The sequence below is a fragment of the Brachyspira hyodysenteriae ATCC 27164 genome, assembly GCF_001676785.2.
Lineage (GTDB): Bacteria > Spirochaetota > Brachyspiria > Brachyspirales > Brachyspiraceae > Brachyspira > Brachyspira hyodysenteriae.
In genome coordinates this window covers 64475-84783 of record NZ_CP015910.2, presented here as the reverse complement: position 1 = coordinate 84783, position 20309 = coordinate 64475, and the positions used below count along the sequence as shown (strand labels likewise).

19 protein-coding genes are annotated in these 20309 nt (G+C 26.4%); all 19 read right to left on the bottom strand.

Annotated elements, in window-relative coordinates:
- Position 1: 1 nt before the first annotated feature.
- A complete protein-coding gene (locus BHYOB78_RS00350; RefSeq protein WP_012671363.1) occupies positions 2–1636 on the bottom strand; it encodes a Na+/H+ antiporter NhaC family protein in 1635 nt (544 codons plus the stop codon).
- Between the two features lie 280 nt (positions 1637–1916).
- Positions 1917–2750 (bottom strand): hypothetical protein, encoded by an 834-nt coding sequence (locus BHYOB78_RS00345; protein ID WP_028331368.1) that lies wholly within the window; start codon positions 2748–2750, stop codon positions 1917–1919.
- A 127-nt stretch (positions 2751–2877) separates the two neighbouring features.
- Positions 2878–4728: a methyl-accepting chemotaxis protein gene (locus BHYOB78_RS00340; protein WP_012671361.1), complete on the bottom strand. Its 1851-nt coding sequence runs from the start codon at positions 4726–4728 to the stop codon at positions 2878–2880.
- A gap of 220 nt (positions 4729–4948) precedes the next feature.
- Complete coding sequence (locus BHYOB78_RS00335) at positions 4949–6784, bottom strand: methyl-accepting chemotaxis protein (protein ID WP_065203224.1); 1836 nt, start codon at positions 6782–6784, stop codon at positions 4949–4951.
- 201 nt (positions 6785–6985) lie between these two features.
- Positions 6986–8827, bottom strand: a complete 1842-nt coding sequence (locus tag BHYOB78_RS00330; RefSeq protein WP_028331360.1) for a methyl-accepting chemotaxis protein — start codon at positions 8825–8827, stop codon at positions 6986–6988.
- Between the two features lie 381 nt (positions 8828–9208).
- Positions 9209–9571: a hypothetical protein gene (locus BHYOB78_RS00320; protein WP_020064848.1), complete on the bottom strand. Its 363-nt coding sequence runs from the start codon at positions 9569–9571 to the stop codon at positions 9209–9211.
- Positions 9558–9815: a hypothetical protein gene (locus tag BHYOB78_RS00315; protein ID WP_012671358.1), complete on the bottom strand. Its 258-nt coding sequence runs from the start codon at positions 9813–9815 to the stop codon at positions 9558–9560. Before BHYOB78_RS00315 ends, BHYOB78_RS00320 begins: the two co-directional genes overlap by 14 nt.
- A 15-nt stretch (positions 9816–9830) precedes the next feature.
- Positions 9831–10577 carry a hypothetical protein gene (locus tag BHYOB78_RS00310; RefSeq protein ID WP_239650831.1) on the bottom strand — a complete coding sequence of 249 codons (747 nt, stop codon included), beginning with the start codon at positions 10575–10577 and terminating at the stop codon, positions 9831–9833.
- A 111-nt stretch (positions 10578–10688) separates the two neighbouring features.
- On the bottom strand, positions 10689–11282 hold the full coding sequence (locus tag BHYOB78_RS00305; RefSeq protein WP_012671356.1) for a glycoside hydrolase family 19 protein: 594 nt from the start codon (positions 11280–11282) through the stop codon (positions 10689–10691).
- Between the two features lie 4 nt (positions 11283–11286).
- A complete protein-coding gene (locus BHYOB78_RS00300; protein WP_012671355.1) occupies positions 11287–11835 on the bottom strand; it encodes a hypothetical protein in 549 nt (182 codons plus the stop codon).
- Positions 11836–11976: 141 nt separating this feature from the next.
- Positions 11977–14496, bottom strand: a complete 2520-nt coding sequence (locus BHYOB78_RS00295; RefSeq protein WP_020064849.1) for a hypothetical protein — start codon at positions 14494–14496, stop codon at positions 11977–11979.
- A gap of 73 nt (positions 14497–14569) precedes the next feature.
- Positions 14570–15445: a hypothetical protein gene (locus BHYOB78_RS00290; protein ID WP_012671353.1), complete on the bottom strand. Its 876-nt coding sequence runs from the start codon at positions 15443–15445 to the stop codon at positions 14570–14572.
- 58 nt (positions 15446–15503) lie between these two features.
- Positions 15504–15677 (bottom strand): hypothetical protein, encoded by a 174-nt coding sequence (locus BHYOB78_RS13665; RefSeq protein ID WP_012671352.1) that lies wholly within the window; start codon positions 15675–15677, stop codon positions 15504–15506.
- 125 nt (positions 15678–15802) lie between these two features.
- The gene (locus BHYOB78_RS00285) at positions 15803–16159 is read right to left on the bottom strand and encodes a hypothetical protein (RefSeq protein WP_012671351.1); all 357 of its coding nucleotides are present in this window, start codon (positions 16157–16159) and stop codon (positions 15803–15805) included.
- A 621-nt stretch (positions 16160–16780) separates the two neighbouring features.
- Complete coding sequence (locus BHYOB78_RS00280) at positions 16781–18178, bottom strand: hypothetical protein (RefSeq protein WP_020064850.1); 1398 nt, start codon at positions 18176–18178, stop codon at positions 16781–16783.
- A 365-nt stretch (positions 18179–18543) separates the two neighbouring features.
- Positions 18544–18816 carry a hypothetical protein gene (locus tag BHYOB78_RS00275; RefSeq protein WP_020064851.1) on the bottom strand — a complete coding sequence of 91 codons (273 nt, stop codon included), beginning with the start codon at positions 18814–18816 and terminating at the stop codon, positions 18544–18546.
- Positions 18800–19357: a hypothetical protein gene (locus tag BHYOB78_RS00270; protein WP_012671347.1), complete on the bottom strand. Its 558-nt coding sequence runs from the start codon at positions 19355–19357 to the stop codon at positions 18800–18802. The genes BHYOB78_RS00275 and BHYOB78_RS00270 overlap by 17 nt, the downstream gene beginning before the upstream one ends.
- Positions 19358–19540: 183 nt before the next feature.
- Positions 19541–19924, bottom strand: a complete 384-nt coding sequence (locus tag BHYOB78_RS00265) for a hypothetical protein (protein ID WP_012671346.1) — start codon at positions 19922–19924, stop codon at positions 19541–19543.
- A gap of 77 nt (positions 19925–20001) precedes the next feature.
- A complete protein-coding gene (locus BHYOB78_RS00260) occupies positions 20002–20298 on the bottom strand; it encodes a hypothetical protein (protein WP_012671345.1) in 297 nt (98 codons plus the stop codon).
- Positions 20299–20309 lie beyond the last annotated feature (11 nt).

The following is a 20309-nucleotide window of genomic DNA, read 5'->3' as shown; positions in this document are numbered from 1 at the left end:
TTTAATTAGCTTTTTTAAAACTTGAAATTTTATCATAAAACTTAGGAGCAAGTAATGCAAGTACGCACATTACTATGAAACCTGTTAATAATGCAGCTATAGGATTTAAAGTTATTCCTCCAATTATTACACCTATGAAAGCAGATATAGCAACCAAACCAGCATAAGGAATCTGTGTTGCAACATGCTCAAGTAAAGGACAGTTACTTCCAGTAGAAGAAAGTATTGTAGTGTCTGATATAGGAGAACAGTGATCTCCAAATACGGCACCAGAAACAACAGAACCAACATTTATAAGAAGAACATTAAGAAGAGCATTATCAGTATAACCATTAGCAGCAGCAAGACCATTAGCAATAGGTATTACTATAGGAATAAGTATAGCAAAAGTACCCCAGCTTGTACCAGTAGAGAAAGCTATAACACATCCAAGTAAATAACCTATAGCAGGAAGAATCCAAAGAGGGAAACCGCCGCCTTTTACAGCTTCAGATAAGAAAGCAGCAAGTCCAAGTCCGCCGTCTGCAGGAGATGATTTTATAACACTTCCTATTGACCAAGCTAATGCTAAAACGACTAATGCAGGAACCATAGATTTAACACCTTCCATAATGGAGTTTCCTGCAGAACGTACACTCAATAATCTTCTAGCTATGTAATATATGTACATTATCATGATAGAAATAACAGCACCATAGAATAAAGCTTTAGAAGCATCTGTATCTAAGAATGCCTGATTCAATGATATGCTTGACATAGCTTGAGAGAAAGTTTCTATTCCATCGCTTCCAACTAAACCCATATATGTTGTAACAGGGAACATCACTATACAAACTATTATAAGTACAAGTATAGCTATAACCATGTCATACCATTTAGCCTTATTGTTTGAAGAAGTTTCCATATTTCCAGGACAAGCTCCGTATAATTCCTCATCAAAAAGTTTTCCATTTTGAGCATTGTCTTCACTTCTTTTCATAGGTCCGAAATCTTTAAATACTAAAGAAATAAGAACTACAAAAGATAAAGCAAGAAGCGGGTAAACAGAATAAGGTATCATCTTTATAAAAAATACAAATTCACTTATATTCAAAGATTCAAAACCTTGAGAATCTCTTATATAACTCATAACAGTTACTACCCAAGTTGATATAGGAGCAAGTATACATACAGGAGCTGCAGTAGAGTCTAATATATATGCGAGTTTAGCCCTTGAAATTTTATTCTGATCTGAAACAGGACGCATAACAGTACCAACTGATAAGCTGTTAAAATAATCGTCTATAAATATGATAAGTCCGAAAAACCAAGTAAATATAAGTATGCTTTTCTTAGTTTTTAAATATTTACTAGCCCATAAACCGAAAGCCTTAGTAGCACCAGTTTTTGAAAGCATACTAACAAAAGCACCAAGTAAAGCGCAGAATAAAAGTATTCTTATATTCCAAGCATCTCCGCTCATCTCTGCTACCTTATCAGTAAATATTGTAATAGCAGTAAATACATTTCCATGCGCTATTATAAGAGTTCCTGATAATATACCAAGAGTAAGAGAAATAATTACTTCTTTGGTAACTAATGCAAGTATAATAGCTAAAAGCGGGGGGATAATACCTAACAAACCATAATGTTCCATAAAGTTTACTCCTAAATAATATATACACTTTTATAATCTTGAATCATCTAATAAAATGAAATTGTTAAAAATATAAAAAAGCCCCCTTATTTAGGGAGGCTAAATATAAAAATTATTCTATTTTTTTATATAGATAATTTAACACTCCCAAGAACAGAAGCTTTTTTTTAACTTTTTATACAAAAAAGAATTATTCATAAAAACGATGTCCAAAATTACTCTTACTTTTTATAGTAAGAATGATTTTATATTAAAAATATTACTTTGTCAATAGTATTTATCAATTAAACTCATAATGCAAAGTATATCTATCTATAATATATTTATCCCCATAACATACCAATGCTATATAATATTTCTTATTTGATTCAAAAGTAGTACTTAATTGATTTATGCCTTGTTTTAAATAATTATAATTTCCATCAAATAATATAATATCTATATCTTTTGTATATTCTAATTTAATATTTATAGAAGTGTTTATATCCGTATCATTATTTATTTCATAAAAGTCTATATCTATTAATCCTGATTCTTTTATATATGGTTTAATATATTCATCTATATTAAAATAATTTTTTATAAAATATCCGTAAATAACTTCATTAGGATAATTAATATTATCAGCTTCATAAATATTATTATTAGGTTCTGCCTCATTCGATGGTATATAATCATCCCTAAATATGAATTTCAAATTATATTTACATTCTTTGTCAGCATTTAATTTCAAAAAATAAACTTCATCATGGAGCAGAATATCATTTAATTCCACAAATCCTTTATAATTAGAAACATCCTCAGAATTAATACTAAACATTATATCATTATTAGTAGATATAATATCCATAGAAATATTAGCTTCCAAATTATAAAAAGACATAGAAAAATCCATAACAAAACCATTGGTAGGATTTATTTGATAAAAATCAATATCATTATAATCATCAATATTTCCACTGATTAAAGTATTGCAGTCTATATATTGTGAATATTCAATGGAATTATTTGGCTCTATTTCATCCCTTTTTGAAATATTTTCAATAGATGCATCATTTTTATTATTTGTACAAGATATAAAGAGTATTATTAGAAGTATTAATTTATATTTCATTTTTATTATTTCTTTTAATTTTATTATATTCAACAATATATATTTTTTTATAAAAGAATGCAAATCTTAAAAATAAAAAAGCCTATAGAAATTAATCTATAGGCTAAAAATCACATAATATAAATATTTACTGCACTTTAAAGAAGGACATAAGTTCTTCCAAATGATTTGCCTGATCTAATAAAGACTTAGATGCTGCTGTAGACTGCTCTACCAAAGAAGCATTTTGCTGAGTTATACTATCCATTTTAGATACTGCACTATTAACTTGATCAACTCCTGCTTCCTGCTCTACTGCTGTATGGCTTATATCACTCATTATTTTAGAAGTTTCTTCTATTTTTGCTTCTATGTCGCTGAATATCTCTTGTGAATGTCTTGCCATTTCTGCTGATTTATTTATTTTCTCGTATATATCATCTATAAGTAAAGTGATATCTTTAGCTGAAGTCTGTGAGTTTTGTGCTAAGTTTCTTACCTCGCTTGCTACTACAGCAAAACCTCTGCCCTGCTCCCCTGCTCTTGCTGCCTCTACTGAAGCATTCAAAGCTAATATATTTGTCTGAAAAGCAATATCTTCTATAACTTTTGTAATATTTTTTATTTTAGCACTAGCATCATAAACATCTTCTATCATTTTTGTAGTGTCTGCTATAACACTTCCGCCTTCTACTACAGCATTTCTTGAAGCTATCATTACCTCATTACCGTCTACAGAATTCTGTGCTGATGATTTTATTGTAGAAGCCATCTCTTCCATAGATGAAGCTGTCTCTTCCAAACTAGAGGCCTGATATTCTGTTCTGCTAGCTAAATCTTCACTTCCTTTATGAAGTTCTGAAGCAGCACTTGCTATTTCCTTAGAAGCATTAAGTACCTCAGAAATTACCTCTACAAATCTATTTCTCATAGTATCAAATGACTGTGATAATTCTCCTATTTCATCCTGCCTATTAGTCAATGTAGAGTGAAAAACAAAATTTCCATCAGCCATTTGATGAGCTTCATCAACTATATTTTTTATAGGTCTAATAGATTTACCAATATAGAATCCTGATATTATAGAAGATATGATAATACCTATTACTCCTAATAATGTTCCAATTATAGTTATTTTTTTACTTTCAGCATATAACAAAGTCTCTGTAATACCTGCCATCATAAACCAAGGCTGAGTGTTCAATTTTTTAAAGAATGCTATTCTAGTAACATCATTAAATGTATATGAAAATATACCTGAAGTTTTTCCTTCTGGAGGCATAAGCGATTCATTTGCATTAATACCTATTGTAGAATTAATATTATGATATACACATTGCAAATCAAAATCATTTACAACGAATATCGTTTTATCTTCTGACAATTCATTTCTTGTATCTTTTAAAGTAGAATCTATTATTCTGCTCCAATCTACAAAAGCTATAAAACTTCCTATAAGCTTATTTTCCAAATTATAAACAGAATGCACTATAGGAAGTACAAATCCTTTATTTATATCTGATTTATATATAGTATCACTAGTAGCATGATCATATCCTGAATCAACAAACTCTTTCCATAATTGAGGATATGCTGCTGACATATCTAAGCCGGAATTCTTTGTATCTCCATTATAAGATTCTATAACTTTTCCGTCTAAACCTATCAAATCTAATGTAACTATATAATCATTATTATCAAACAAATTAATCATAGTTTGTATAGCTCTATCTTTTATATAGTCATTTCTTGTTTCCATATATTCAATTACACTAGGTACTCTTGAATATGCATCCATTATAATAAGCTGATCTTCAAGTATAGTATCCAACAAAGTTGAATAACCGTTAACAGAAGTTTCAAATCCTGAATATGTTGCATTGTTTATAGCTCTGCTAGCTATTTGTATGGAAGAAAATATAATTGTAAAAGATAATACAACTATAACTATGTTAACAATTAAAGGAATTTTTACAGTTATACTATTAAATCTTTTCATAAAGACCTCTATTAAAATAAAAAATTATTGATATAAAAAACATTATTTGAAAGAATAATAAACCTCTAACACTATCTTAATAGTATAATTTACTTAATAAAAAAAGTCAATTGAAATTCAATAATAAAAAAAATATAGTTTTTATTATTATAAATAAGTACAAAAAAGTTTTTTATCATAGAAAATAAAAAATAAATTTAATTAATTTTAATAAATTTTGTTAAACTCTAAAAAATGACATTAATTCTTCTAAATGTTTAGCCTGATCTAATAAAGACTTAGATGCTGCTGTAGACTGCTCTACCAAAGAAGCATTTTGCTGAGTTATACTATCCATTTTAGATACTGCACTATTAACTTGATCTACTCCTGCTTCCTGCTCTACTGCTGTGTGGCTTATATCTCTCATTATTTTAGAAGTTTCTTCTATTTTTGCTTCTATGTCGCTGAATATCTCTTGTGAATGTCTTGCCATTTCTGCTGATTTATTTATTTTCTCGTATATATCATCTATAAGTAAAGTGATATCTTTAGCTGAAGTCTGTGAGTTTTGTGCTAAGTTTCTTACCTCGCTTGCTACTACAGCAAAACCTCTGCCCTGCTCCCCTGCTCTTGCTGCCTCTACTGAAGCATTCAAAGCTAATATATTTGTCTGAAAAGCAATATCTTCTATGACTTTTGTAATATTTTTTATTTTAGCACTGGCATCGTAAACATCTTCTATCATTTTTGTAGTGTCTGCTATAACACTTCCGCCTTCTACTACAGCATTTCTTGAAGCTATCATTACCTCATTACCGTCTACAGAATTCTGTGCTGATGATTTTATTGTAGAAGCCATCTCTTCCATAGATGAAGCTGTTTCTTCCAAACTAGAGGCCTGATATTCTGTTCTTTTTGCCAAATCTTCACTTCCGGCATATAATTCTGAAGCAGAACTAGCTATTTCTTTAGATGCCATTAATATTTCTTTTATCATATTAGAAAATTTATATCTCATATCAGAAAAAGAATTAAGTAATTCTCCAATTTCATCATTACTTGCTTTTATATTAGAATATGAAGCAAAATTTCCTGAAGATATTTCTTTAGCTTCTTTAACTATATATTTTATAGGATTTATAGTTTTTCTTATATAAAATACTGAGAATAAAACAGATATAATTATTCCGATTAAACCTATAATACTTCCTATTAAGAGCATTTTTTTTGGTGCTGAATAAATTATTTTTTCAGATACTCCATTAGCTAGAATCCAAGGCATCATTTCCATTCTTTTATAAAATGCTAGTTTAGATTCGTTAAAATAATTATATTTAACAATTCCGCTTGATTCATTTTTGGATATACCCATATCCAAATTTTTTCCTAATTCTGAAGAAAGATTGTGAAATACACATTTATTATTATCATTAATAATGAATATTGAATTATCTTTAGAAAAAATATTTCCAAATCTATTTAAGCTGTCCTCTATAATTAAAGACCAATCTATAAAGCCTATAAAAGCACCTAAAAAAGTATTATCATAGTCAAAAATAGGACAAAGTATAGGCAGAACAAATCCATTATTAATATTTGATTTATATATATTATTTGCTATAGTAATTTTATAATTTTTTGATACAAAATCATTCCATAAATCAGGATATTGTTCAGATATTTTTATACTGGAATCTTTTAACTTTCCATCATAAGACGATATTAAAGTAGAATCATTTGCAAGTATATAAGCATTTGTTACAAATTTATTATTATTTAATACTTTCTGTAAAGTAATAAAAACTGTACCTTCCATCCAAACATAATTTTTTAAATAATCTATTATTACAGGCATACTTGAATAACTTTGCATTAGCAATGTTTGTTCTTCCATAGTTTTATCTAAAAAATTACCATATCCATTTGCAGAAGTTTTTATATTAGTATTGACATATCCATTAATCTCTTTAACAGATACATTTAATAATGCCAATATTATAAAACCGCATACAATAATAGTTATAATATTTACAATCAATGGAAGTTTTACTGCTATACTATTAAATCTTTTCATAAATAAAAAAACACCTCTAGTTATATAAATGATTTTTGGATAATTAACGGCATAAATTAAAAATATTTCATAGTTAGACGTTTAAAAAAACAAAAAGTTCCTTTAATGAAATATTTTAATAAAATTTATGCTGCTAATACCATAATTACTTATAGAAAAAATAATCAGCAGTAAACTTTCCAATATTAGTAAAATAATATTTTATTTAACTCTAAAGAAAGACATAAGCTCCTCTAAATGTTTAGCCTGATCTAATAATGACTTAGATGCTGATGTTGCTTCTTCTACCAAAGCAGCATTCTGCTGAGTTATACTATCCATTTTAGATACCGCTGTATTTACCTGATCCACTCCTGCTTCCTGCTCTACTGCTGTATGACTTATATCGCTCATTATTTTAGAAGTTTCTTCTATTTTTGATTCTATATTGTTAAATATTTCCTGAGAATGTCTTGCCATTTCTGCTGATTTATTTATTTTCTCGTATATATCATCTATAAGTAAAGTTATATCTTTAGCTGAAGCTTGTGAGTTTTGTGCTAAGTTTCTTACCTCGCTTGCTACTACAGCAAAACCTCTTCCTTGATCTCCTGCTCTTGCTGCCTCTACTGAGGCATTCAAAGCTAATATATTTGTTTGAAAAGCAATGTCCTCTATAACTTTTGTAATATTTTTTATTTTAGCACTTGATTCATAAACATCTTCTATCATTTTAGTAGTGTTTCCTATAACAACAGCACCCTCTTCAACAGCATTTCTTGAATCTATCATAACATTATTTCCATCAACTGAATGCTGAGCTGATGATTTTATTGTAGAAGCCATCTCTTCCATAGATGAAGCTGTTTCTTCCAAACTAGATGCCTGATATTCTGTTCTTTCGGCTAAATCCTCACCGCCTTTATATAATTGAGTAGCAGCATTTGCTATTTCCGTAGAAGCATCTAATACATCTGTTATAACACTTACTATTTTATCTCTCATAACCTGAAATGAATGTGATAATTCGCCTATTTCATCAGTTCTATTTTCTATACTAGCACTTAATGCGAAATTACCATCAGCCATATCATGTGCTTCTTTTACTATGAATTTTATAGGTTTAATAGTGCCATTTATATATAAAACTGTAACAAAAGCAGATACTATTACTCCAATAACTCCTATTATAATACCAATTAATACCATCTTTTTACCTGGTGCATATAATAAATCATCAGTTGTTCTTTCTACCATTGTCCATCTAGTTGTAGATAATTTCTTAAAAAATGCTGATATCCCTACACCTTCTCTTATATAACTAAGAAGTCCTGAAGTTTCATTTTCTGGTATTACAAGAGAATCTGTAGCTTTAGAAAATAATCTATCTTTATTATTATGATAAACTATTTCTGAATAATCGTTTATAATAAAAAGTGTTTTATCTGTTGAAAATTGATCCTTTGAATCTTTTAAACTTTCATCGATTATTTTTCCCCAATTCACATAAGCTATAAAAGCTCCTACTACAGTATTATTATCATCTTTAACACCTTGCAAAACTGGAAGTATTATATCATTTCCCTCTTTATATATGCTATATGATAATGTTGTTTTATAATTTTGAGCAATAAAAGATGTCCATAATCTATTATACTTTGTAGATATATCTGTACCTGTTAAATTTTTGCTTCCGTCATAGCTTTCAATTACTTTTCCATTCAAATCAAGCATAAGTAAATCTATTATATAGTCATTATTATCAAATAATACTGTCATAGTTCTTATAGCTCTATTTTGAACTTCTTCACTATGACTTGAAACATATTCTTTTATTGTAGGAATATTTGCATAAGATTCTATAAGTGTAGACTGATAAGATAGTATGCTATCTATTAGGGATGAAAAACCATTAACAGAAGTCTCAAATCCAGATGCTGTTACATTATTTAATTCCTTAGTTGCTAAACTGATTGAAACACTTATAATCGTTACCGATAATATAAGTATCATTACTATAACCATTAGTGGTATTTTAAACATTATACTATCGAATTTACCCATTTTAAAAACTGTACTTGCTTTTGGCAATTTTACATTCTTCATAATAAAATTTTACCTCATGTGTTTTGATGCAAATATTTTATACAAAAAACAATTATATGTCAATATTTTGTTCTAAAATATTATTTTAATATAAAATTTTATTAATTAATTGTAAAATTAATTTATATTTGTTTGAACATTATACCAATTTTGCCATTCACTTATTTTCATTAAAGAGCGTTTATATTCGTTAATAATATCCTTTTCAGTATATACTATACCCGGGTTATATATATCTGGAGGTGTTGTTAACGGAACTGTAATATATTTAGTTGAGCAACAGCTTATCACAAAAAAATAACATAAAAAAATCAAATATTTCATATATTTTTTATTATCCTATTTTAATGTTTCTCTATAATCATTAATAATAGTATTTAAAGCATTTATACTATCATCACTTAATTTTTTATTTTTAATATTTTGTATAGCATTATCACTATTTGTAAAAATATCTAATATCATTAATTGCTTCTGTTTAAAATTAATATTCTTATACAATAATAAATTAGTGGCTTTTAAATTTATTAAATCATTATTTAACTTATCTATTTCTTTATATTTACTATCTAATTTAATATTTAAAAATATTATATAAACAGCTATACAAACGGATATAATAAAAAATAAAAAATATTTTGACTTTAAAAAATCAATAAATTTAGATTTAAATAAGTCAAAAAACATACTAATCATTATCATTTTTTTTACTATCCTTATTTTTTAAAAGCTTTATAAATCCTCTTAAGTCGCTTCCAAAACTGACGGCATTAAGCCCAAGAAGAATTATAACTACCGCAATAGATTCTTCTTTTGTAATTATTCTTCCTCTCCAAATTAAATTAACAAATACCCAAATACATCCAAGTAAAAAACTTATTATGCTGGTATATATAGAAAGTTTTTTGTTGGCATTATGATTATCTGTAAAATTAAATATACTCATATTAATTTAATATCCTTATTTATAATTATTTTTAAGCATATTAAGAAAGTTGCCTAAAATAAATTCTTTTAATTCTTTTATATCTTTATTTAATATGCTGTCTTCTATCTCTCTTAAAGCCTCATTAAAATCATTAATATTTTCAAGCTCACTTTCAATAATTTCTCTATTATCATAATTATTTTTTATTGATAAAATATTAATTTCTTTTCTGTTATTTTCTGCATCTATATGTCTATTTTTAATATCATCAAATATTCTATTAAGCTCCATATTAAATAGAAGCATATTAGTATTAAGTATTATTTTTATTTCTTTATTTTTAAGACTTTTTATTTCGCTTCTTTGTAATAATTGATTAAAAGCTAAAATTATATTATCAATATATTTTTGCTTATACTCTGAATATTTATGACCTTCATATTTACTTATTCCATTTTTATAAATTACTTTTCTGAAAACTTTACGTGTATAAACTTCCCAATTAAGTACTATATACAAAAAAGCTATATAAATAGTTTTACTGATATATTTATTTTTTAGATTATATATTTCAGCCTGATATTTTCTTATAGCTTCCTGATAATTAAATTCTTTTTCTGTAGGTACTTTAATATTTAAATTATTAAGAAGTTTTTCTTCGTTTATATCATCATTGTTTAAAATTTCTTTTTTTACTTCTTTTATTTTATTATCAAAATTAGAATTAATATTAAATTGATGTCCGTCTTTATGCTTAGCTTCTATATTAATATCTTTCATTTTATCTTTAAAATTTCCAAATATATAATAAAGAAATTTTAAAAATATAATAAAAGCCAAAAATCCAAGAATCATAGAAATAAAAGTATATAAATCCATATAATAATTTTATTAACCTTGTAATATTTTAAGAATAATATCAAATCTTTTCTGCCTGTCATCAAGTCCGTTATATCCGCCGTTTATGAGTTTAGTTACAGTTTTTACATCTCCAATCTTGGCGTATAATCCGCATTCTTTTTCTTTCCAAAAAAGCAAAGCTATTTCTATTGCTGTATCAGGTTCTTTTGCTAAATGAGGATTATTCACCAAATCAATATTTAATTTTTCTCCGTAATATTTATAATTGTTTTTTCCGGTAAGCTGAATTATTCCTCTGCCTCTGTATTTATAGCCTTCATCTTTGGCATTTCCTAATCTTCCGCCGTAAACAAAATCAGCTATATACTTAGCTCCTTCATTACATAATTTTTGAGCGTTTTCTAAAGTACCAACTCTTTTTCTAAATACTTCAAAAAGTCTTTGAGGAGTGTATCTAAAACTTTCTTCAAGCCTTTTATAATCATTGCTTTCATGTGTGGTCTGTGCCAAGAACATTGCTTTTTCATTAATATCTGTTATATGATATTTTTGAAATGCTTTATTTAAATGCTCTAACCATTTATCATCTATTCCTATTTTTTCTAGCTTTTCTTTTTTTATCATATTATTAAACTCCTTGATTTTGTTTTGGATATTCCTGTTTTATTGTTTCTATTTCTGTATTTATACTATCAAGAATTGTTTTATCATCATTAGATAAGCTGTCTTTATTTTTATTTAAAAAGTTTCTCATTAATTCTATTACTTGTTTATCTGTTTTACTTTCATATTCTTTTTCTCTTTTTTCATTTTGTATATTGTTATATTCTTCAGAAGTGATTAGTCCTTCATTTAATTTTTCTTCATTTGTTTTCTCTACTATTTCATTATTTACAACTTTTTGAGTTTTATCTATTGTTACTATGTTATCATTAATTAAAACTTCATTATCTTTTAGTTTAATTAATCCTTTTTCAATAGATTCTTTATTTGATAATATAATATCATTAACTACACGGTTTAAATTAAGTCCTTTAAACATATAGTCTTTTCTTTCTTCTATTCTATATGTTTCTTTATAAATACTTAATTTTTTTATATTTTCTTTATCATCAATTTTTATCATTTCCACAATGATATTATTTTCATCTATTAAAACATATTCTTTTTTATTCATTGTTAGCTATGCCTGCCGTATACTATATTTACCTGCGCTTAATAGAAATCCGTCAAACAAGTTTAACGGACAGCTTACCCAAAGGGTATCTACTAGGTTGGCTCACTTTCCTCCTTTTAATTATTTTTTATTCATCAGAAATTAATACTCAAGGCTGTCTATTGTTCTTGTATATTTTATCTTAAATAATCCTGCTCTATGTGTTGTACCTGAATATTGTTCTATATATAATCCAAATCTTTTAGTTTTTGAATCAAAATATATATGGGCATCTCTTATTACATTATTTACAAAGTCCCCCCTAGAATTAAATTGATAAAAATAAGATCCATTTCCTCTGATATCATATCCCATATTATCATTGCAAATTAAATCAATGTTCCATTCATTTGATGATGTATTAAAATCTTGAGTATAAGCTGAATAAGAACGTAAATCCAAATATCTATAATAAATAGGCTTTCTACCTCCGTCAGCATTGTAATAATAGGTACCTGTAGGATGCTCCTCACCGTCAGCGATGAGGTCTAATTTATCAAGCCTTTTAGCTAATGCCTCACCTAAGTGCTGAACATTATTTACTGCCGAATAAATTGGCTCTGCCTTAAAATTTTCATCCGGAGTTATATTCAATGTAAATACTTCGCCTTGGTATATATAACTGTCATCTTCATAGCTGATAACTAACATATAATATAATTCTGATTCTTCATTTGTTTTTTCTATAATAAACTTTACTGCTTTACCTGTACTTGAAGTTATGCCTTTTGTTGTTTTAGAAGACGATAAATTAAAATAATTTTCTATTATAGGGCTATAAAATAAATATCCTACAGCTCCCAAATTATTTTTTAAAACATTTACTATCATACTTCCTGATAGTTTAATATCTCCATTATTTTCTTCTAATGTTAATACTTTAGGTTTGGCATATTCATCTGTACCATATTCCATAACAAATAAATTATTATCTTGATTCCTAAGTACTTTATTTTTTATATTTAATGTTAAATTATAATTTGATTTAGGTATTAAACTTTTTGAACCTATAATTAAACCTACAAAATTTTCAATTACAGATATGCCAAATATATAATCTTCTTTATCAAGTCCTGATATATTTATTTCATCAGATGTTAAATTATATGGATGCTCAAAATTCAAAGAAGTAGAAAATTCAAAAAATTGTGATAATTCAGAATAAATCCTATATATATTCATATCATTATCCAAACTTTTAATTAATAAAAGTAATGAATCTTCTATATCTATATTATCTAATTGACAATTTAAAATATAACTTCCGTCTTCATGCTTTTTGATTATTGCTGCATATTCTTTTGTTTTATTAATATCTGTTAGGACTAAATTAATAGTATTAGGAATTTGAGCTTTAAACTTTGGAAAATCGTACCCTGAAATATATTGTAAATTAGTTCTGCTATTATCATATTCTACTTGAGAAGCCTCTGCTGCTATGCTGCTTCCTCCTGAACTTATTAAAGTAAGTTTGTTTCTATCTTTAGTCCAATCTGCAGCGACAAAATTTTCATTAACTTTATACAATTTACTGTCATATATTATTAAATCATATATATTATAATTATTATTGATTACATATTCTTTATTAGTACCGCCTATTACACTTATAGTGTTTCCGTTTAAATCAATATTATTTCCTGATCTTAGACTACCTTGTTTATCATATTTTAATTTCTCTATTGCCTTTTGAACCGTATTTGTATTATTTCCGAAACTAGAATTAGTATCATCATAAAAAGTATTTGAAGCTTTATTTAAATAATCTATTTTTTTAAATTTTAATAATTCATCAAAAGTGTAATTTTCCGAAGCAGATAAAACTAAATAACAAAAATCATCTTTTAATATTATTTGATTTTTATAAACTTTTTTTATATTATCATTCCATTCTATGATTTCATGAATAGGTTTTAATACATCATTTAAATTAGTAGCTTCTTCATAAGTAAAATCACTCTGTACAGTAAAGAAATTATTATTATATTCAATTAAATCATTTATTTTATATTCAGTATTTAATTCTAATTTTTTGAATGGTGTTATTAAATTACAATTATTTATTAAATAATAATCTGTATCATCGCTTGTAAAGTCTTTGAAAACTCTATAAAGATAACCATTATATTTTATAATATCATTAACTTTATAATCTACATCCTCATAATAATTTTTTACAGGAATGTTTATATCAAATGAGTTAAACTTTTTAGCTATCTCATCAAACATAAATGATGAAAAAGTAGAGCTGTAAGTTGTAATATTAAATTTAAAATTTTTATTAAAATCTGATAACGGAAAGAAAATTATACTTTTAAAATTAATATCTTCTTCTATTAAATATATTTCATTATCTTTAACTTCTGCATTTTTTAAATCTTCTAACTCTTCCAAAAGAACAGGATAAACTTTAATATCATCAATTAAAAACTCCATTTCTTCTAAAGGTCCGTCAACAGTATAACCAATATCAGCACAAAAAAGTCTTTGACCTTCAAAAACTTTCACCTGAACATTATCAGTATTAAGTTCTAATTCTCCATTTCTTTTTAATAATTCAAAAGTATTTTCACTTATTTTATATTGAAACGGAGCTTGTATATTATTTTCATTAAGAATCATTTTTATACTTCCTTATAGATAATAGATAAAAGAATAAATGTTGAAAAAAGAAATAGAAAATTAGTGAATGGGGTTATTTGTATCTTACTAAAAAATATAATTTAGCAGTTACAGTATTTTCAGAATTATTTTTTATTCCTAAAATAGGTTTATTATTGAGTATTGGAAACCATTTTAAATTAGGAAGCCCTGCCTGATAATTTATGGATTTTTTTTCAAACTCTCCGCCATAATAATAATAACTGCTAGAGCTTCCAAAGTATCCTATAAAAGGGGCTTTATCATCTATAGTTTGATAAACTCCGAAAGATGAAAGAGATTGTAACGACTTTATATTTCCGCTTACATAACCTGATACCTGCAAATATTCTAAATCATCCCTCCAATTTAATTCCCATTTTTGAGTGCCGATTCCTGATTTTGTAATAGTTTCTGATATTATAAAGCTAGAATTATTTTTTATATCATAAATCATATTATTAATCTCCTCTATATATGAAGGCACTCCTACAGTTCTTTCAAACATATCATTTAATACACCAGATGTTATAGAAGTAGTTATATATCGTCCACTTACTAATTTTAATTTTTTACCAGCATAAATACTATTTAAAAAATAAGTTCCTCTAAGTCCGTCTTTATTAAACCAAAATATTTGATTTTCTTTAGGCATATATTTATCATTTCCAATTTCTCCTATAACATTTTGCAAATCTGCAATTTTAGTATCATTATCATATATTTCAAATATACAGTCATTAAGAAATGAAAGTGAATTAGTTAAAAGTCCTGTAGATACTGCAGCATAATTAGAATTTTCAAATGGCTCAAGCGGTATTTCAAAATATAGATTCTCTGCTATCTGCAAAGCATTCTCATCTTTAAAAGGATTATATGTATTTGAAAGCCCGAAATAATTTAATATTGTTCCTTTAGTACTAGAAATCATGATATCTCCAAAATATATTAATGATTTTATTAAATAGAAATTAATTAAAAAAAAGAAATTATTTATTATGAATTGATTTATCTATTAAAATTTTAAATCTGAATACTGCATAATTAAGTCCAAGCCTCAAATAATCATCTTCATCATAAACACAATTAATAAATCTTCCGCTTATTATTTGATACCAAGCCTCTAGTATTATTTTATTCCAAAATAAAGAAGCTGTATACAAACTTATAAGTCCATTATTGAAATAACAAAAGTCATCATATTTAACTTCTCTATTATTAAAAGCATAATTTACAAGATTATCAATTTCAGTCTGCTCTATTACAGAAAACTTAGAAAAATTATTTATTACATAATTCGTCTCTCCAGCAAAAAACTTTTTATCACCTGAGCAAATTCATTAATATCTTTTGTGCTCCATTCATCAAGAAGACTTGTAGCAAGATTATTATTTATTCTCACATCAAGCCATTTAAAAATATCATCATCAATAATCTTTTCTTCTTTCTCTCTCACATATTTAATATTTTCATTGAAGCTAGGACGATTAATACTTATAACATCATCACTTTTAAATTTATTTCCCAAAGTAGAGCGGCTAAATACTTTAATAGGAACAATATTCTCTCCATCATCTTTATAAACAATTTCTTCTATAATATATCTATTAAAAAAATCAACACATTTAAATTCAAGTTTTTCCATTTAAATTCTCCTTAATTTTTTTCGCTGATAAGCTATATTTTAACTTAAACTAATAGTTTATATTAGATGTAAGACAAAATTAGTATTATTTAGTACTAATTTTATACCTTGCACTTTCGCGAAGCGTGCCTACGGCAGCAACTTTGACGAAGTCCGCAGAGCGTATGCGGCGGGAAAAAGTTGAGTAAAAAAATTACAAACTTAAAAATACAATTTTAAATTTAGGTTATTTGTGGGGACTAGCCCCCACCCAGTTCTTTTATTGGTATAAAAGAACCAAAACAACTGCATTTTTAGTCAAAATATAGTTTTTATCTTATATTTTCAAGAAAACTTAATAATATTTTATGCTATTAATAAATAAAAATTACATTCATAAATAATTCAAAATTGACAAAATGTAGTTGTTTAGGTATATACCAATTTTCAATCATTATATGTTCAAAAATACAAAGAGAGTTTTTAAATTCTCCTTAATTTTTTTTAGCTGGTAGGCTATGCCAACTTTCAATTATAAATACAAACATAATAAAATTAATTTTGAATATTCAAACAGTACATTCCTATCAAACATGACAACATTAGAAAAAGATAAATATAATTCATTAATAAAAAAACAAATTAAAATAAATCTTCTCTGTCTGTAAATGCAATCAAATAATTACTGTTCATATCATTTGATTGTTCAATAGCTTTAAAATTATTCAAAGATATTGAAAGTTCTTTAGGTTCTATTGCTGGAAAAGAAGGACTTCCTCCAACATCTGTACTTACAAATATAAAAGGATAATCTTTATTTTTAAATCTTGTTTTTGATGATATTATAAATGATTGTCTGTTACCATTTAAAACTCTATCATAAAAAAGTTCTTTTGACTGAATATTAAAAACGGCATTGCCTGAAAAACTCAATGTAAATTTAGAATTTGGAAATCCATATCTTTTTGCTGAAATATTAAACTTTTCTTCCTTAGTCCATTCAAAAGATAAAGCAACATCGCTTACAGAAGTAGCTTCAGTGCCATTGATAAAAAGTTTTGTAGGATACTTTGAAGTCTGAGCCATAACAACATCTCTTTCTTCTGCTCTATCCTCATACAAAATAGAATCTTTATCTATTGTTACTTCATCTAAAGCCCATAAGGAAGAACTAATTTCTGTCATAGCTTTATTAGCAAAATTAAAATTCATAGATTTACTTTCACAGCCTATATATTGATTGCCGTCCATATTTTTTGAACTGTCATACAATGCTATATTATAATATTGCGCCTCTCCGAATCTTGGAGCTATTATACTCTGATATTTTGGATATTTCTTTTTAGCCTCATCATTAAATATACCGCTTTCTATAAGTCCAACTCTTTTAAAGCTAAGTAAATATTCTGTTTGATTATTTTCGATGTTATACTCTTTTAACTCATTTATTAAATTTGTAAAATCAACTTCATCTTCTTCGCTTCCTGTTATTAAAAATGATTTCATATCTTTTATTTTATTTATAGATTCAATTAAATCTTTCTGCTTCATTGAATCATATACATCAATAAAATTAGTATTATAACCTTCTTCATTTTCAATTATAATTTCAAGCATATTAATACTTTCATCTTCTGAAGATTTATTAAACCTTACAGCAAAATTATTAAAAGAGTTAATACAAAGTAAATTACCAGTAGTTTCTTTTGTATGAACATTAGCCCATATTAAACTAGCGTAATATGCATTTGTATTTGGGAAAGCTCCGTAAGAAATATCGCCCGCATAAGTAGTAGCACCTGCATAACTTTCTGAAGAAGGAGCACCTACATATTCTTTGCTCATTGATTCTGTAGTAGGAGTAAGTCCCACTGATGAAGGATATATTAAATATTTTCCTTTAACATCATCAGAAGTAAAATCTACTTTTTCATTTCTATTTTTTGTTTTTGCTATTCTAACTTTATAACTAGAACCGCTTACAACAGTTAAGCCGTCCTCATCATTCATTAAATTACCTTTCAAATCAAAAATGCTCATTGTTATACTCTCACAAATAAAAATATAATTTTTAAATTATATTTTTTTATTTATATCAACTTTTTTGACGCACAAAAAAGTTGCAAAAAACGCAAATGCTATAAGCCTAATTATTTCAATGTATATTAATATATAAAATCGAACCAAAACCAAACCACAGGGGCCGACGTGCAAATAAATTTATTTATTTGCTTGCTCCAACTCGCTTTTTAAAATATTATCCCCCGCCCACCCGCCCCAAGATTTAACTAAATAAACACGCGTTAAACTCATATAAAAATATAAATGAAACTATAATACACATTTAAACTACATATCAAATTTTGCTCACCGCGTGCTTAAAAAATTAATATATTAATATTAAATCAAACACTTTCTAAAAACACATTCTCCAAAACATCTCTATTATCAACTGTTATACTTCCATTTTTTGTTTGATAGCCCTCAAGACTCACTTGATAATTTATAACTTCTCCATTTTTATAAGCACCGAAATATTTTTCTTCTTCATTCATTGTAATAACAGCATTTTCTGGTGAAGAAGTAATTTTTATTTTATAAAGTTTATCTCTGTTTTGAACATAATCATAAACTTTTTTATTAAATGCTTTATTAATTAAATTAGTAAAGAACTTCATTTAAATAACTCCCAGTCATAATTCTAAAATTAATATCAAGAGAAAAACTCACGCCTCTAATAGATGAAAAATCATTAAATTGTCTTTTATTATTTTCACTGTCAAAAGAAGGAGATTCCCATTTAATAACAGGCGATAAAGCTATGCGTTCACCTTCATCATTTAACTTTGATATCCAATAACGCGAAGCCTGATTGAGTGCTAAAGGAATCATAGTATATGCTAGAAATGATTCACCTGCTTTAAGCTCTTTATATACTGTAGCTTTTAAAGATATATCATCTGCAAAACCTGCTGAATCTCCTATATATGAATTACTCCCTCTGCTTTCGCCTTCGGATATTGTAGCCCAAAGAAATGATTTACTCATAGATTTAACAGCACCTAAACTAAAACAATCTATTTTCAATTTATCATCTAATAGACTGTTTAAATTATTTTCTCCCTGAACTTTATTTCCTGAAAAATCTATATATTCATCAGCCATAAAATTCATGAAATTATCCAAAACATATATAACACTATTTTTGAAATGTATCATATCATAACCTTTTTTATAATTACTAATATAATATGGATATATAAAAACTACATAATATAAATATGCAGTTCTTTTGCTTCTTTTATACCAATAAAAGAAGTGGGGGTGTGGGGGCTAGTCCCCACAAATAATAAAAAAATTAAAATTGACAAGCTTAAAAGTTTTAAATAGTATCAATATTTATTAAGGCTTCTTTATATCGCCGTCCAAACGAACACTGTCATAACTATTTTCTCCAACTACAATGCTTGATAAATCTTTTATAGCAATCTCTTTTAAACGCAAACTTTCTGTACGTATAAAATTTATTAAGTCGCTGTTTGAAACAAAATTAACAGTTAAAAGTCTCGCTGCCTCATAGCATATATAATTTTTTATAGATATAAAAGGAAGTCCGTTTTCTTCTGTAGGTTCTGTATAATTCATATTTAAAATCATTCTTCTAAATTGAATAGTATAATTTTTTAGCTGATCTTTTAAAAATTCTGTATCAATATCATCATAGTTGAACATTTTAAATATGCTTTTAAAATAATCTATATCAGGCTCATAAATATATTCCTGCATATTAATTCCTTTTCAATTTTAATGTACTGCCTCAAAATATAATTAAATATAATTTAAGACAGCACATAAAAAATAAATCAAGCCTCAAGCTCTTTTATTTTCTCTTTTAATTTTTTGTTTTCTTCTTTAAGATAATTTATTACATCATTAGGCTTCATCTTCTCTCTTATAAGCTCCTCTGCTTCCTCTTTGCTTATAATCAAAAACGAATCGCTTAAAGATATATTTAATTCGCTTTCCACTATAACTTTGCATCTTCTTTCATGCACATCTCTAAAGAAATAACCCACTCTTGATACAACATAATCATTAGCTTTTATTTCTTTATTTGTAATACTATTCTCTAAAAAAAATAATAAAGATTTCTTTGACATACTGCCTCTTT

Bases quoted from the DNA above. Each gene is read 5' to 3' on its own strand.
- BHYOB78_RS00280 (WP_020064850.1), bottom strand. From the start codon at position 18,178: ATGAGCATTTTTGATTTGAAAGGTAATTTAATGAATGATGAGGACGGC.
- BHYOB78_RS00270 (WP_012671347.1), bottom strand. From the start codon at position 19,357: ATGATACATTTCAAAAATAGTGTTATATATGTTTTGGATAATTTCATG.
- BHYOB78_RS00315 (WP_012671358.1), bottom strand. From the start codon at position 9,815: ATGAGTATATTTAATTTTACAGATAATCATAATGCCAACAAAAAACTT.
- BHYOB78_RS00305 (WP_012671356.1), bottom strand. From the start codon at position 11,282: ATGATAAAAAAAGAAAAGCTAGAAAAAATAGGAATAGATGATAAATGG.
- BHYOB78_RS00350 (WP_012671363.1), bottom strand. From the start codon at position 1,636: ATGGAACATTATGGTTTGTTAGGTATTATCCCCCCGCTTTTAGCTATT.
- BHYOB78_RS00290 (WP_012671353.1), bottom strand. From the start codon at position 15,445: ATGATTTCTAGTACTAAAGGAACAATATTAAATTATTTCGGGCTTTCA.
- BHYOB78_RS00345 (WP_028331368.1), bottom strand. From the start codon at position 2,750: ATGAAATATAAATTAATACTTCTAATAATACTCTTTATATCTTGTACA.
- BHYOB78_RS00275 (WP_020064851.1), bottom strand. From the start codon at position 18,816: ATGAAGTTCTTTACTAATTTAATTAATAAAGCATTTAATAAAAAAGTT.
- BHYOB78_RS00335 (WP_065203224.1), bottom strand. From the start codon at position 6,784: ATGAAAAGATTTAATAGTATAGCAGTAAAACTTCCATTGATTGTAAAT.
- BHYOB78_RS00320 (WP_020064848.1), bottom strand. From the start codon at position 9,571: ATGATAATGATTAGTATGTTTTTTGACTTATTTAAATCTAAATTTATT.
- BHYOB78_RS00330 (WP_028331360.1), bottom strand. From the start codon at position 8,827: ATGGGTAAATTCGATAGTATAATGTTTAAAATACCACTAATGGTTATA.
- BHYOB78_RS00295 (WP_020064849.1), bottom strand. From the start codon at position 14,496: ATGATTCTTAATGAAAATAATATACAAGCTCCGTTTCAATATAAAATA.
- BHYOB78_RS00260 (WP_012671345.1), bottom strand. From the start codon at position 20,298: ATGTCAAAGAAATCTTTATTATTTTTTTTAGAGAATAGTATTACAAAT.
- BHYOB78_RS00310 (WP_239650831.1), bottom strand. From the start codon at position 10,577: ATGAAAGATATTAATATAGAAGCTAAGCATAAAGACGGACATCAATTT.
- BHYOB78_RS00265 (WP_012671346.1), bottom strand. From the start codon at position 19,924: ATGCAGGAATATATTTATGAGCCTGATATAGATTATTTTAAAAGCATA.
- BHYOB78_RS00340 (WP_012671361.1), bottom strand. From the start codon at position 4,728: ATGAAAAGATTTAATAGTATAACTGTAAAAATTCCTTTAATTGTTAAC.
- BHYOB78_RS00285 (WP_012671351.1), bottom strand. From the start codon at position 16,159: ATGGAAAAACTTGAATTTAAATGTGTTGATTTTTTTAATAGATATATT.
- BHYOB78_RS00300 (WP_012671355.1), bottom strand. From the start codon at position 11,835: ATGAATAAAAAAGAATATGTTTTAATAGATGAAAATAATATCATTGTG.